9 protein-coding genes are annotated in these 11848 nt (G+C 71.3%); all 9 read left to right on the forward strand.

Going from position 1 to position 11848, the window contains the following annotated elements; genetic code table 11:
- The first annotated feature begins 20 nt into the window (after positions 1–20).
- The gene (locus HG543_RS25185; RefSeq protein WP_169347399.1) at positions 21–1343 is read left to right on the forward strand and encodes an ABC1 kinase family protein; all 1323 of its coding nucleotides are present in this window, start codon (positions 21–23) and stop codon (positions 1341–1343) included.
- Positions 1340–2797, forward strand: coding sequence for an FAD-dependent oxidoreductase (locus HG543_RS25190; RefSeq protein ID WP_246357278.1), 1458 nt, complete (start codon positions 1340–1342; stop codon positions 2795–2797). Before HG543_RS25185 ends, HG543_RS25190 begins: the two co-directional genes overlap by 4 nt.
- A gap of 15 nt (positions 2798–2812) precedes the next feature.
- Positions 2813–4354, forward strand: a complete 1542-nt coding sequence (locus tag HG543_RS25195) for a hydroxysqualene dehydroxylase (protein ID WP_169347400.1) — start codon at positions 2813–2815, stop codon at positions 4352–4354.
- Positions 4355–4427: 73 nt separating this feature from the next.
- Entirely contained in the window at positions 4428–5060 is a 633-nt protein-coding gene (locus HG543_RS25200; RefSeq protein ID WP_169347401.1) for a hypothetical protein, read from the forward strand.
- Between the two features lie 215 nt (positions 5061–5275).
- Positions 5276–5941 carry a NeuD/PglB/VioB family sugar acetyltransferase gene (locus HG543_RS25205; protein ID WP_169347402.1) on the forward strand — a complete coding sequence of 222 codons (666 nt, stop codon included), beginning with the start codon at positions 5276–5278 and terminating at the stop codon, positions 5939–5941.
- 174 nt (positions 5942–6115) lie between these two features.
- Positions 6116–7234 (forward strand): polysaccharide export protein, encoded by a 1119-nt coding sequence (locus HG543_RS25210; RefSeq protein ID WP_169347403.1) that lies wholly within the window; start codon positions 6116–6118, stop codon positions 7232–7234.
- Entirely contained in the window at positions 7231–9441 is a 2211-nt protein-coding gene (locus HG543_RS25215; RefSeq protein WP_169347404.1) for a polysaccharide biosynthesis tyrosine autokinase, read from the forward strand. The genes HG543_RS25210 and HG543_RS25215 overlap by 4 nt, the downstream gene beginning before the upstream one ends.
- Positions 9442–9460: 19 nt before the next feature.
- Positions 9461–10720, forward strand: a complete 1260-nt coding sequence (locus HG543_RS25220; RefSeq protein WP_169347405.1) for an O-antigen ligase family protein — start codon at positions 9461–9463, stop codon at positions 10718–10720.
- 1 nt (position 10721) lies between these two features.
- A partial coding sequence (locus HG543_RS25225; protein WP_169347406.1) for a glycosyltransferase family 4 protein occupies positions 10722–11848 on the forward strand: 1127 nt, incomplete at its 3' end.

The following is an 11848-nucleotide window of genomic DNA, read 5'->3' on the forward strand; positions in this document are numbered from 1 at the left end:
CGGCGCCTATGTTTCTGGACATGTCCAAAACCAGGAACCCGCCAGTCGGCCGGCTGGCCAGGCTCGGCCGGGTGGCCGCGCTCTCCGCCCGCGGCTCCGCGGGGCTGGCGATGCGCGCCCTGCGCAAGGTCACCGGCTCGGACACCCGGGAGACCGAGCGCTCCACGCTCGGCCACTTCGTCCAGGCACTCGGAGAGATGAAGGGCGTGGCGATGAAGCTCGGCCAGGCGCTCTCCATGGACGTGGACGCGCTGCCCGCCGAGCTCCGGAGCATCGTCGCCCGCCTGCAGAGCGAGGCGCCTCCGCTCGACACCGAGGAAATCGTCGCCATCATCGAGGACGAGCTCGGCGCTCCACCCGAGAAGCTGTTCGCGGAGTTCGACCCCCAGCCGCTCGCCGCCGCGTCGCTCGGCCAGGTGCACGCGGCCCGCCTGCTCGATGGCCGCGAGGTGGTGCTCAAGGTCCAGTACCCCGGCATCGCCGAGGCCGTGGAGGCCGACCTCGCCAACCTGTCCACCGTGGCGCGCGCGGCGGGACTCACCTCGAAGCTGCTCGACGGCCGCGACTACGTGGAGGAGATGCACCGGGAGCTCACCTGCGAGACGGACTACACGCTGGAGGCGGAGCGCGCTCGCGCCTTCCGCGCCCTGTTCGCGTCCGAGCCGGACCTGCTCGCGCCCGAGCCCATTCCGGAGCGCTCCACGTCCCGCGTCCTCTGTCTCACCCGCGTGCGCGGCCAGACGCTGCAACAGTTCATCGACTCGAACCCGGACGCGGCCTCCCGCTGGCGCGTCAGCGAGCAGCTCATCCGCGCCGTGCACGGCCCGTTCTACTCGGCGGGGCGCGTCCACGCGGATCCGCACCCGGGCAACTTCATCGTCACCGGGGACGGGCGGCTGGCCGTGCTCGACTTCGGCTGCGTGAAGTCCTTCCGCGAGGACTTCGTCCAGCCCATCCAGACCTTCCTCGGCGCCGCGCTGCGCGGCGAGCCGTATGACGCGCTGACCGGCGTGCGCGCCGCGGGCTTCGTCGTGGACACCGACGAGGCCACGGCCCGGAGCCTCCTCTCCGAAATCGTGGAGATCGCCACCCGGCCCCTGCGCACCGACTGCTACGACTACGCGCTCGACACGACGGTGCAGGACATGCGGGCGCTCGGGCTGCGGCGCACGGTGGACTTCCTGCGCGTGCGGCCCCCGGCCGAGGCGGTGATGCTCGGACGCGCGGTGGGCGGCTGCGCGCAGAACCTGCGGGCGCTCGGAGCCCGTGGTGATGTCCGCGGCTTGTACCTGCGACTCCTCGAACGCAAGCGGCCCGCGCAGGCTTCGGGCACGACGACATGATGGCCGTGGAGGCGCTGAAGGCCCGCGTGCGCGAGTCCGGCGGGCCCGAGCTGCTGGAGCGGCTGGAGTGGCTCGACGCGGAGCGGGCGCATCCGTCGCTGCGCGAGCGGTCCGTGCGCGCGCCGGAGCGGGGCACGCACGTGGACTTCGACGTGGTGCTCGCGGGCGGTGGGCTGTCGCTGCTGTACGCGCCCGTGCTGGCGGGGCTCGGCCTCCGGGTGGGCGTCTTCGAGCGGGGCCGGGCCGCGGTGACGCATCGCGAGTGGAACATCAGCCACGCGGAGCTGCGCCCCCTGGTCGACAGCGGCCTCTTCCAGCCCGACGAGGTGGAGTCGCTCATCCTCGCTCGCTATTCGCACGGCGTGTGTCGCTGGCACGGCGGCGGCGAGTACCCGGTGCGCGACGCGCTGGACCACGCGGTGGACGCGGGCCGGCTGCTCGCGGAGGTGCGCCGCCGCGCGGAAGCTCGGGGCGTCCGCTTCCACGAGGGGCACACGCTGGTGGGCATGGGCGAAGGGCCCGACGCGGTCCGCCTCCAATTCGAGCGCGCCGATGGAGGCCGCTCCGACGTCACCGCGCGCCTGGTGCTCGACGCTCGCGGTGTCTCCAGTCCCCACGCGACGGCGGACCTCCTCTGTCCCACGGTGGGCGGGGTGCTGACCGGGCTGACGGAGGGCACCGCGCCGGACGAGCTGAACCCCCGGGTGGGCGACATCCTCGTCACCACCGAGGGCGTGGAGGAGGGGCGCCAGCACATCTGGGAGGGCTTCCCGGGGCGCCCGGGCGAGACGACCGTCTATCTCTTCTATTACGCCCCCGCGCGCGACGTCCGCGGTGAGCACGCGCTCCTGCGCCTGTATGGGCGGTTCTTCGAGCGGCTTGGCCACTACAAGCGGGGCGAGCCGCGACTCGTGCGACCGACGTTCGGCTACATCCCCGGCTGGTCCCGGCTGGTACCGCCGCCTCGCGCTCCGGGGCAGCGGGTGGTGCTGGTGGGGGACGCGGCGGCGCGCCACTCGCCGCTCACGTACTGCGGCTTCGGCGCGACGATGCGCTCCTTCCTTCCCGCGTCCCAGGCCATCGCCTCGGCGCTCCATGAGGGTGGGGTGCCCACGGGGCCCGTCGTCCACGACACGCCGCTGCACGCGGTGACGGGCGGGCTCGCGACGCTCATGGCCAGTCCTCCCCGGGAGCCGGCGCTTCGGGACGAGCTGAACGGGCTGCTCGACGCCGCATTCTCCGCGCTGTACTCGATGGGCAACGGCCCGTACTCAGCGCTCATCAAGGACCAGATGACGGGGACGGACTTCGTCCGCTTCCTCTACCTCGTCGCGAAGCGCAGGCCTCGGGTGTACCGGGAGAGTCTCGCGCTTGCGAGCCACGGCCCGATGGCTACCGCCCGGTGGCTGGAGGGGCTCTCCCGCGCGGTGCTCCAGCTCCGCGCCGCGTCCTGACGCCCTGGAGAACCCATGCGACTTTCCTTCGCGCTCCCCGCGCTGCCCCTCAACCGCTTCAGCCCGGAGCGGCTTCCAGCCTCGCCCCGCGCGCGGCGGCCACGGTTGTCCCCATCGCGCAGCGTGGCCGTGGTGGGCGGCGGGCTGGCCGGACTGACGGCGGCGACGCTGTTGGCCGAGCGGGGCGCCTCCGTCACCGTGCTGGAGCGCGAGTCCTTCCTCGGCGGACGCGTGGGCGCCTGGATGGAGCGCCTGGAGGACGGCGAGTCCTTCGAGATGGAGCGCGGCTTCCACGCCTTCTTCCGGCAGTACTACAACCTGCGGGCCCTGCTGCGCCGGGTGGACCCGCGGCTGGAGCGGCTGCGCAAGCTGGAGGACTACCCCATCCTCGGGCCAGCGGGAGAGATGGAGTCCTTCTCGCGCTTGCCCGCGTTGCCGCCCTTCAACGTGCTGGGCCTCATCCGGCGCACCTCGACGCTGAAGGTGATGGACCTGGCGCGCATGGACGTCCGCTCCGCGCTGGTGATGCTCACGTTCGACCAGGAGCGCACGTACGCCCAGCACGACGGGCGCACCGCGGGCGCGTACCTCGACTCGCTGCGCTTTCCGCCCCATGCGCGGCGGATGCTGTTCGACGTGTTCTCCCACTCCTTCTTCAACCCGGAGGAGGAGCTGTCGGCGGCCGAGCTGCTGATGATGTTCCACTTCTATTTCATGGGGAACCCGGAGGGCCTCGTCTTCGACGTGCTCGACGACCCGTTCGCCTCGGCGGTGTGGCTGCCCTTGCGGCGCTACCTCGAAGGGCTGGGCGTGCGCTTCCGGCTGGGCGAGGAGGTCACCGGGGTGGCCCGGCGCGCGGGCGGCGGCGTCCGGGTGCTGAGCGGGAAGGGCACGCCCGTGGAGGCCGACGCGGTGGTGCTCGCCACCTCCGTGGAACCCCTGAAGCGGCTCGTTTCCAACTCGCCGGAGCTGCGGGACGCGGAGTGGCGCAGGAAGGTCGACTCGCTGGCGCTCACGTCGCCGTTCGCCGTGTGGCGGCTGTGGCTGGACCGGCCGTCGGCGCCGGGCCGGCATCCCTTCGTGGGGACCACGGGCATGGGGGTGCTGGACAACATCTCCCTGTACCACCTCTTCGAGGGCGAGAGCCGCCGATGGGCCGCGCGCACGGGCGGCTCGGTGGTGGAGCTGCATGGCTATGGGCTGCCGCTGGACGCGGACGAGGCCACCGTGCGGCGCGAGCTGCTGGACGGGCTGCACCGGCTCTACCCGGAGCTACGCGGGGCGCGGGTGCTGGGAGAGCGGTACCTCCTGCGCCGGGACTGCCCGTCCTTCGCCCCGGGCTCGTTCCGGCTCCGCCCCACGGTGGAGACGCCCTTTCCGGACGTCGTGCTCGCGGGCGACTTCGTCCGGCTGCCCGTTCCCACGGCGCTGATGGAGCGCGCGGCGACGTCTGGCTTCATGGCCGCCAACCACCTGCTCGCGGGCTGGGAAGTGCAGGGACAGGAGCTCTGGTCCGTGCCCCGGCGCGGGCTGCTGGCGGGGGTTCCCATTCCCTGACGGCAATGGAGCGAGCCATTTCTGGCATCATCGTGGGGCATCGTCTCCGGGGGTTTTCATGGTGCAGGCTTTCATGGTGCGAACGAGCGCGGCGCGCGTAGAGGTGATGACCTTCCTGCTGGGCATCTGGCTCGCCGTGTCGGGGCTGGCGGGTGCCGCGCTCATCGCCCTGGGCGTGCTCTATCAAAGCTGGGAAGCACCGGCCTACTTCCCGGGCGACGCCCCCCTCGCGGACCTCTGTGTGGACCTCGCGCTCGCGGGCTGGCTGTTCATCGCGATCGGGCTGGTGGCGGCGCGGGCCATGTCCCGCTTCATCGACCGGACGAGCACCCTGCGGGTGGCCACCCGGATCTTGACGGGGCTGCTGGTGCTCTCCTGTGTGACGTTGGCGCCGGCCCTGGCTCGCGTGGCGGGGCGCCAGTTCGGAGAGTGGCGCCAGTTGAGGGCGCTCCTGGTGGAGGGCGAGGCCCGGGCCCGGACGTACGCGCGTTCCCAGGATGGGGTGCTCACACGGGACGAGTTCGAGCAGGCACGTGCGTGGTTTCAGGCCCATCCCGATCATTTCAGCTTCAAGTTCAAGGAGCTGCCCCAGCCCGTGCGGGTCCAGGTGATGACGTCGCGGCCCCCGTACGTGGGTGTGCACTTCGGTGGCGGGAGCAACGCTGTATTCGATTTGACCACGATGCGCTGCACGTACTCGGACTGAGCTCGGCTGATCGACCCACCCGAAGGGGACGTAGCATTGCCGGGGGCGAGAAGTTTCACGGGAGCCTTTGTTACGTCGGCAACGGGAGCGCCCCTCCGGGCGGCACTCCCCCTCGCGGTGAGCATGTTCTCCGTGCTGAATCAGAACGGAGTCGCTCGGGAGGGCCACGCGATGATGTCCAGGTCCATCGGTATGGCCCGGGTTGGAGGCACACCGTGACTGCCGTCGTCATCATTGGCGCGGGCTCGTACGGCGTCGTCTACAAGGAGTACCTCGAGGCCGACGGCCACTGGGACGTGCGCGCCTTCCTCGACGATGACCCCTCCATGCAGGGCACGACGGTCGCTGGCCTGCCCGTGATGGGGACCACCGAGGAGCTCCCCAGGCTCCGCGAGCGCGGCATCGAGGGCGCCTTCGCCCCCATCGGCAACAACGCCGTGAGAACGCGCCTGCTCGACCGCGTGCGCGCCGCGGGCCTGAGGACGCCCAACTTCGTGCACGCGTCCGTCATCACCGCCTCCAAGCCCCGGCCGGACGCGGGCATCTACATCCTGGCGGGAACGGTCATCATGCCCCTCGTCCAGATTGGCGAGTTCGTGATGATCAGCATGGGTGTGAAGATTGCCCACCACACCACCCTGGAGCGCGGCGTCTTCCTGTCCACTGGCGTCAACGTCGGCGCCGGTATCCACGTGGGTGAGCGCGCATTCCTCGGCATCGGCAGCACCGTGGTGACCAAGGTCCGCTCGGTGGGCGCGGACGCGATGGTCGGCGCCGGCGCGGTGGTCCTCAAGGACGTCCCCCCGGGCATCACCGTCGTCGGCGTGCCGGCCCGGCCACTGCCTCGCGACGCCGCGAAGCTTCCCCAGAACGCCGAGTAACGCCGGGACACCGTCCGCGTTGCCCCGCGGGGCAGGTGGTCTGTTGCCCACCCTGAGTCGCCTATTGCCTGTCAGACATCCGGGCGGCGCCATGGATTGCCAGTGCCCTCCAGGGCCGGATGATGAGCGAGCAGGGAAGCCTGGGGGAGGCTCGCGGTTGTCCGGAGAACTTCAATGAGGCGCGTCCTGCTGGTGGTCGGGATGCTGTGCGTGAGCGCGTGTGCGTGGGGCCCCGGAATGCACATGGACGAGGGTGTCTTTCGCGAGCGATACGCTGGCAAGGCGGACGCGGGCGATGACGCGTATGAGATTGTCTCCATCACCCCGGCGCTGCTGAGCCAGCAGCTGGAGGCGCGTCGGAAGGCGGCGCCCGCGCGGAAGCTGGACCCGCTGGCGAAGCTCGCCACGGACTACGCCTACCGGGTGGCCCCGCACGACGTGCTGAGCGTCATCGTGTACGACCACCCCGAGCTCACCATCCCCGCGGGAGAGTTCCGCTCCGCCGAGGCCAGCGGCCACCCGGTGGCCCCCGATGGGACGATGTTCTTCCCCCATGCCGGCGTCATCCGTGTCGCCGGCATGACGCTGCCGCAGATACGCGAGCTGCTGACGCAGCGGCTGACCTCCGTCATCGAGCGGCCCCAGCTCGACGTGCGCGTGGCGGGCTTCCGGGGCCAGAAGGTCCAGGTCACCGGCGAGGTGGCCACCCCCAGCACCGTTCCCATCACCGACGTGCCCCTGCGCGTGCAGGACGCCATCAGCCAGGCGCGCGGGCTCGGCCCCGAGGCGGACCTGCGCTCCGTCGTGCTCACCCGGGAGGGCCGGACGTACACCATCGACCTGCAGGCGCTCTACGAGGAGGGCGACATCAGCCAGAACTGGCTCCTCCAGGACGGGGACATCCTCCATGTCCCCGACCGGAGCCGGAACAAGGTCTTCGTCCTCGGCGAGGTGCGCAGGCCCTCCTCGCGCGTCATGGTGAAGGGGCGCATGTCGCTCGCGGAGGCCATTGGCGACAGCGAGGGCTTCGACCCGGTGACGTCCAATCCCTCCAAGGTCTATGTCATCCGCGGCAACTTCGACCGGCCCTCCATCTACAAGCTCGATGCCGGCTCGCCGGACGCGCTCCTGCTGGCCACGCAGTTCCAACTTCAACCACGTGACGTCGTGTTCGTATCGGCGCACGACTTGACGCGCTGGAACCGCATCATCAGTCAAATCGAGCCAACAGTTCAGCTGCTCTGGGAGACGGTGCGCATCGGCGACGATGCAGTCATCCTTCGAACCCAATGACGAGCCACTCCAGCCCTGGCAAGGCTGTCGCCCGCTCCAGCCCTGGCCTTCCACCCGACGACGAGCTCGATCTCGGAGCCCACCTGGGCATCCTGCTCGAGTATCGCTGGTCGATTGTCGCCACGCTCGTCATCTGTCTGCTGGTGGGTGCCGGCTACATGGCCTTCGCCACGCCCACCTATCGCGCCAACGCCATCCTCCAAATCGAGCAGAAGGACAGCGGCAAGGGCGGGCTCGAGGAGCTGTTCGGAGACTTCTCCGGGGAGGTCTCCACGGAGATGGAGATCCTCAGCTCGCGAGAGCTGTTGGGACGGGTGGTGGACGAGCTCCGGCTCGACGTATCGGCCGAGCCGAGGCACCTCCCGCTCCTCGGCGCGATGCTCGCCCGCGCCCATGAAGGACCGGACGTCGCCGCTCCGCCGTGGGAGGGCCTGGGGGGGTACGCGTGGGGCGGTGAGCGCATCCGCGTGGAGAGGGTGGTCGTCCCCCGGGAGCTGGAGGACATTCCCCTCACCCTCGTGGCGGGTGAGGCCGGCGCGTACACGCTGCTCGGCCTGGACTCCGCGCCCCTGCTCAGCGGGCGTGTAGGGACGACCGCCACGACGCCGCCGGGCACGTCCCCGCACGTGGAGCTGTTCCTCTCGGAGCTCAAGGCCCGCCCGGGGACGCGGTTCCTGGTGAGCCGGCGCTCTCGCCTCCTGGTGGTGGAGTCGCTCCAGCGCGCGCTGCGTCTGAGCGAGAAGGGCGCCGGCACCGGCGTGCTCACCGTGGCCCTGGAGGGGCCGGACCCGGAGGGAATCACCGCCACGCTCCAGACCATCGTCACGCACTACGTCCGCCAGAACGTGGAGCGCCGCAACGAGGAGGCGGAGCGGGCGCTGGTGTTCCTCGACAGCCAGCTCCCCGGCCTGCGGACGGAGCTGGAGCGCGCGGAGGCGGCCCTCAGTGCCCACCGCGCCGGGCGGGGGACGGTCGACCTGGAGCAGGAGACCAAGGCCCTCCTGGACCGCGGCGTCGAGCTGGATGCGTCCATCTCCCAGCTCGAGCTCCAGCGCACGGAGATGCGGCAGCGCTTCACGCCCCGGCATCCGCTCATGCAGGCCATGGACCGGAAGCTGGCGCGGCTCAGGAGCGAGCGGAAGACGCTGGGTGCGCGCTTCAAGTCGCTGCCGGCCGCGGACGTCAAGGCGTCCCAGCTCCAGCGGGACGTGGACGTCGCCAACGCGCTGTACCTCCAGCTCAACAACAAGGCCCAGGAGTACCGCGTCCTGCGCTCCAGCACCGTCGGCAACGCGCGCATCCTCGACGAGACGGTGGTGACGCGCGAGCCCGTGCGCCCGTCCCAGTCGGGCGTCCTCACCGTCAGCCTGGTGCTGGGGCTGACCCTCGGCGTGGCGCTCGCGTTCACCCGGCAGGCGCTCCACCGGGGCGTGTCGGACCCCGCGGCGCTGGAGGCACGGCTCGGGCTGCCCGTCTATGCCGCCATCCCCCTGGGGAAGAACGCCTCGCTCCGGGCGCGCGGCGAGCGCACCGTGCTGGCGCGCACGCACCCGCAGGACCTCGTCGTCGAGAGCCTTCGCGGCCTGAGGACCAGCCTCCAGTTCGCGATGAAGGACGCGCCCAACAACGTCATCGCCATCACCGGGCCGAGCCCCGGGGGGGGCAAGTCGTTCATCGCCGTCAACCTCGCGTGGGTGCTGGCGGATTCCGGCAAGCGCGTCCTGCTCGTGGACGCCAACCTGCGCGGGGGCTGGCTCCACCGCTGCTTCAGCGCGGAGCGCTCGCCGGGACTCGCCGAGCTCATCGACGGTACGGCCGACCCCGACACGGCGATACAGGCCGTCCCCGACCAGCGGCTGTCCTTCCTGTCCACCGGCGCCCCGCCGAACAACCCCGCCGAGCTGCTGATGAGCGACCGGTTCGCGTCGCTCGTGGCGTGGATGTCGGCCGGGTTCGACCTCGTCGTCATCGACACGCCGCCGATTCTCGCGGTGACGGACGCGGCGCTCGTGGGCCGGCACGCGGGGGTGAATCTCATGGTGGTGCGCGCGGGCGCCCAGCCGATGCGGGAGGTGGCCGCCGCCGTGAAGCGGCTGGAGTTGAACGGCGTCCACGCGCGCGGCGTCATCTTCAACGGCGTGTCGCGCTCGCCGCGGGGCCGCGCGGTGAGCGGCATCTACCAGTACGAGTACCCGACGGCGGGCTGAGCCCGGACGGGAGGAGCGCGTGAGCTGGTTCCGATGCACGGCGCTGGGCTTCTTCGTCGCGCTCTACGTGCTCGCGGGCCGCTGGGGCTTCGACCGGCTGGGCCCCAAGGACGCCTCCGGGCCGAACCCGCTCCTGGAGCTGCGCCTGTGGGTCGTCATGGGCGGCTTCCTGCTCGCCACCGTGGGGCTGACCCATGCGGCCCACCGCCCGCCGAGGCCGGGCGAGACGCGGCTGGACGCGCGGCTCATGACGGCGCTGGTGCTGTTCTTCGGGTACCTGTGCGCCAGCGCGGCGTGGGCCCCCGACGCGGAGTTCGCCGTCTTGAAGCTCTACGAGGTCGTCCTGGCCGGGGTGATGACGCTGGGCGTGGGCCTCGCCGCGCTCCGGCAGCCCGCGGACCGCGTGCTGGACGGGTTCTGGACCATCGTCGTCACCGCCACGGGGCTGCTGGCGCTCGTCGGCCTGCGCACGTTCCTCGGCGGAGGCGGCGGCGCCCGGCTGGCGGTGATGGGCGGCGGCCCCAATGTCTTCGCCCGCCTCATGGGGATGTTCGCGCTCGGCGCCCTCTACTTCTGGCGGCGCGGGGGCAAGACGTGGCTGTGGATTCCGATGGCGGCCACCGGCGTGCTGCTCGCCATCCTCACCGGCTCTCGCGGCGGGGCGCTCTCCATCATCGGCGGCGTCCTCGCGTTCCTCGTCGTGGGACGCATCCCGCTGCGCCGGCTCGTCCTCCTGTCGCTGCTCGCCACCGTCGCGACCTCCGCCGTCATCTCCTTCACGCCGCTGGGCAAGGCGCTGACGCACTCCATGGAGGAGCGCTTCCTCAAGCTGACCCTGAAGTACCAGGGGGGCGACTCGGGGGAGGGGGGCGTGTACCTGTCCGGACGCGAGGTCCTCTACGCGCGGGCGTACGCGCTCGCGCTCGACTACCCGGTGATGGGGGCCGGGCTCGCGGGCTTCCCCGGCCTGGGGCTGGGCGTCTATCCCCACAACCTCTTCCTCGAGGTCTTCTGCGAGGGCGGCGTGCTGGGGCTGATGTTCCTCGGGCTGGTGCTGCTCTCCTGGGGGGTGTCCGCGTTCCGGGGCCGCCGCGGGCTCGACGCGGCGACCGTGGGCGCGGTGGTGCTGGTGCTCATCGGCAGCCAGTCCAGCGGCGACTTCTACGACGCCCGCTCCCTCTACCTGTTGATGGTGCTGTCCACCTGCACCATGGCCGCGGGGCTGGCGCGGAAGCACGTCCCCTCGGATGACGGTGCCATTGCCGAAGGAGCCACCTGAAATGCGAATCATCTACCTTCATCAGTATTTCACCACGCCCACGATGCAGGGCGGGACACGCTCCTACGAGCTCGCGCGCCGTCTGGTGCGCATGGGCCACGAGGTGCACATGGTGACGTCGGACCGGCAGCCCGGCAACGAGGCGCGGGGCTGGCGCGAGTCGGACGAGAGCGGCATCCACGTGCACTGGCTGCCGGTGCCGTACTCCCAGAAGATGAGCTACCCGGAGCGGATGCGCGCCTTCGGCAACTTCGCCATCAACTCCTCGCACCGGGCCGCGCAGCTCGCGGGTGACGTCGTCTATGCCACGAGCACGCCGCTGACCATCGCGGTGCCCGGCATCGTCGCCTCGAAGTGGAACCGGCGGCCCATGGTCTTCGAGGTGAGGGACTTGTGGCCCGCCATCCCCATCGCCGTGGGGGCGCTCAAGAGCCGCCCGGCCATCCTCGCCGCCCAGGCGCTGGAGAAGGCCGCGTACGCGGGCGCGGCGCACATCGTCGCGCTGTCGCCGGGGATGAAGGCCGGCGTGGAGGCGGCGGGCGTGTCGCCGGACAAGATCACCATCATCCCCAACCTCTGCGACCCGGAGCGCTTCCACGTCCCCGCCGCGGAGGGCCAGGCCTTCCGCCGGAAGTACCCGTGGCTGGGAGACAGGCCCATGGTGCTGTACGCGGGCACGCTGGGCCTCGTGAATGGCGTGGACTACCTCGTCCGGGTCGCCGCGGACGTGCTGGCGCGGGACGCGGAGGTGCGCTTCGTCATCCTCGGGCGGGGCAGCGAGGAGCCCGCGCTGCACGCGCTGGCGGAGCGGCTGGGGGTGAAGGACCGCAACCTCTTCTTCCTGCCGCCGGTGCCGAAGGCGGAGGTGCCCGCGGTGCTCTCCGCGGCCACCATCGCCACGTCCCTCTTCACCGACGTGCCGGGCATGGAGGACAACTCCGCCAACAAGTTCTTCGACGCGCTCGCCTCCAGCCGCCCGCTGGCGCTCAACTACGGGGGCTGGCAGGCGGAGCTGCTCGAGCAGGAGCGCTTCGGTCTGCGCCTGCCCCCCAAGGACATCTCCGCCGCGGGGGCGATGCTGGCGAGGCGGGTGCGGGACTCGCAATGGCTCGCGGAGGCGGGGAGCCG

The organism is Pyxidicoccus fallax, assembly GCF_012933655.1.
GTDB lineage: Bacteria > Myxococcota > Myxococcia > Myxococcales > Myxococcaceae > Myxococcus > Myxococcus fallax.

What these genes read in the sequence shown, in the direction of transcription:
- HG543_RS25200 (WP_169347401.1), top strand. Translation starts at nt 4,428, where the DNA reads ATGGTGCGAACGAGCGCGGCGCGCGTAGAGGTGATGACCTTCCTGCTG.
- HG543_RS25185 (WP_169347399.1), top strand. Translation starts at nt 21, where the DNA reads ATGTCCAAAACCAGGAACCCGCCAGTCGGCCGGCTGGCCAGGCTCGGC.
- HG543_RS25210 (WP_169347403.1), top strand. Translation starts at nt 6,116, where the DNA reads ATGAGGCGCGTCCTGCTGGTGGTCGGGATGCTGTGCGTGAGCGCGTGT.
- HG543_RS25190 (WP_246357278.1), top strand. Translation starts at nt 1,340, where the DNA reads ATGATGGCCGTGGAGGCGCTGAAGGCCCGCGTGCGCGAGTCCGGCGGG.
- HG543_RS25195 (WP_169347400.1), top strand. Translation starts at nt 2,813, where the DNA reads ATGCGACTTTCCTTCGCGCTCCCCGCGCTGCCCCTCAACCGCTTCAGC.
- HG543_RS25215 (WP_169347404.1), top strand. Translation starts at nt 7,231, where the DNA reads ATGACGAGCCACTCCAGCCCTGGCAAGGCTGTCGCCCGCTCCAGCCCT.